Consider the following 2,114-nt stretch of genomic DNA (forward strand, 5'->3'; position numbering starts at 1 on the left):
CGCTCGCGGTCACCGACACGCAGCGGCAGGGGAGCCGCGATCTTGTTCGCCATGCCCTGATTATCCCACGAAACCATAAAGATATTTCAAGGACATGTCACTAGCGACTTGCGCACCGGGCGCTACGAGGGAACCTACGGCTTGAGCGAGACAGAACACCGCCACGTTCCGATGGGGATGCTGAAACCCAACGCCCGAGTGTTGTGCTCGATTCTGAGGGATCAGGAGTGCTCGCCCACCCAGGCCGCTTACCTCGGCGACAGCCTGATGAAGGACATCGCGATGGCCCAAGAAGCCGGGGTCCTCGACATCCATGCCAAGTACGGCCAAGCGCATCACCGAAAGGAGTACGACCTGCTGCGTCGGGTTACCCACTGGACTCAAGTTGATGTCGAACGTGAACGCGCGCTTGCTCACCCGGACGCGGATGTCATCCCAACCTTTACGTGCCAGGACGGGATCGAAGAGATCTTGCCCATCCTGGGCTCCTCGCTTGTCAGGGCCGGGTGAGTGTCGACATGGGTGATTCCGAGGGCACTCAACCGGTTTCGGCACCTGCCTCGCCGGGCGCGCAGGACCGGATGACACTCGACCAAGAAGTAGGTCATTACATCGAAATGTGGAAGCAGAGCGTCGAGGTGCAGATGCACTTCAACGACATTGAGTGGCGGATCCGCGGGCTCGCGCTAACGGTGGCCACGTTCGCGTTAGGCGCTGCCGGAGTCGCCGCGAAGGATGCACTCGAGTCGGTTGGTTCTCTCTAGGCGCCCTCGTCATCGTGATAGGGCTCCTCCTCTGGTACGCGTTCTACTTCGTCGACAGGGTCTGGTATCACCCGCTCCTTAAGGCATCTGTGGCTCACGGCACCAAGATCGAGGACGAGATCAAGAGGAGCCTTCCGGAGGCTGGCATGACTGCAGCCATCACGGCGGGAAGCTCGCACCAGACCAGCCCTGTGCGTCAGGCTGAGGTGAGACACCCCTTCTGAGTTCCTTTCCTGTGCACGGGGCGGAGAAGCGAGACACCTGATGACCATGACGTTGGCTGATGCCGCCCGCCTCGATGGTGGGGTGGTGACCCCGAGAGCTGAGCAGCCCAAGCGCCGGATGTTCACCGCGGAGTACAAGGCGCGGATCTTGGATGAGTACGACGCGGCGGAGCGGGGTGAGCGTGGCGCGATCCTGCGCCGCGAGCACCTGTACTCATCCCACATCACCGAGTGGCGCAAGGCTGCCGAGGCCGGTGCGACCGCGGCGCTGGGACCCAAGAGCCCGAAGACCCGGGACCGCCGCGACCGGGAGGTCGAGCAGCTGCGAGCCCGGGCAGAGAGGGCCGAGGCCGAGCTGGTCCGGACGAGGGCGGCGTTGGAGATCGTGGGAAAAGCACACGCGCTCTTGGAGATGCTCTCCGAGAGCACGAACCTGCCGAAGCGGCCGCGGTGATCAACCCCGCCGTCGACGAGCTCGCCGAGCAGGTCGGGGTGAAGTATGCCTGTGCGTTGCTGGGCCGGCCCCGCGGCAGCCACTACCGAGCGAAGAAGCCGCCGGTCCACGGACCGGCACCCAAGCGGCCCACGCCACCCAACGCCCTCACGCCGGCCGAGCAGGCCCAGGTGCTGGCCGTGCTGACCAGCGAACGGTTCTGTGACAAGAGCGTGTCCCAGGCCTGGGCCACGCTGCTGGACGAGGGCACCTACCTGTGCTCGATGTCCACGATGCACCGGATCCTGCGCCGCAACGACGCAGCCGGGGAACGTCGCCGGCAGGCGGTCCATCCGGCGAAGAAGAAGCCCGAACTGCTGGCCACCAGGTCCGGGCAAGTCTGGTCGTGGGACATCACCAAACTCCGCGGCCCCGGCCGTGGGATCTGGTTCCAGCTCTACGTCGTGCTCGACATCTTCTCCCGCTACGTCGTGGCCTGGACCGTCCAAGCCTGCGAGGACTCGCAGATCGCCAAGACCATGCTCGAGGAGGCATTCGGCCTGCACGGCATCCCCGACGCGGTCCACGCCGACAGTAAGACTGTTGCCTGCCTAGGTGCTCCCGGGTTTCGTGACTCGCACGCCGATCGACCCTGGGGGCTACCGTGGTGTCGGAGGTGTTCTCGCAGCATCC

5 protein-coding genes are annotated in these 2,114 nt (G+C 64.8%); all 5 read left to right on the top strand.

Going from position 1 to position 2,114, the window contains the following annotated elements:
• Window positions 1–108 precede the first annotated feature (108 nt).
• Entirely contained in the window at window positions 109–510 is a 402-nt protein-coding gene (locus ABD209_RS15590) for an HAD hydrolase-like protein (protein ID WP_344067844.1), read from the top strand.
• Window positions 511–518: 8 nt separating this feature from the next.
• The gene (locus tag ABD209_RS15595; RefSeq protein WP_344067846.1) at window positions 519–764 is read left to right on the top strand and encodes a hypothetical protein; all 246 of its coding nucleotides are present in this window, start codon (window positions 519–521) and stop codon (window positions 762–764) included.
• Window positions 765–778: 14 nt separating this feature from the next.
• Entirely contained in the window at window positions 779–988 is a 210-nt protein-coding gene (locus ABD209_RS15600) for a hypothetical protein (RefSeq protein WP_344067848.1), read from the top strand.
• A gap of 40 nt (window positions 989–1,028) precedes the next feature.
• Window positions 1,029–1,442: a hypothetical protein gene (locus ABD209_RS15605; RefSeq protein ID WP_344067852.1), complete on the top strand. Its 414-nt coding sequence runs from the start codon at window positions 1,029–1,031 to the stop codon at window positions 1,440–1,442.
• Window positions 1,439–2,114, top strand: a 676-nt coding sequence (locus ABD209_RS15610; RefSeq protein ID WP_344067850.1) for a DDE-type integrase/transposase/recombinase, incomplete at its 3' end; no start/stop codon positions are given. The genes ABD209_RS15605 and ABD209_RS15610, both read left to right, overlap by 4 nt.

Origin of the sequence: Nostocoides vanveenii (genome assembly GCF_039531165.1) — a bacterium.
Classification (GTDB): domain Bacteria; phylum Actinomycetota; class Actinomycetes; order Actinomycetales; family Dermatophilaceae; genus Nostocoides_A; species Nostocoides_A vanveenii.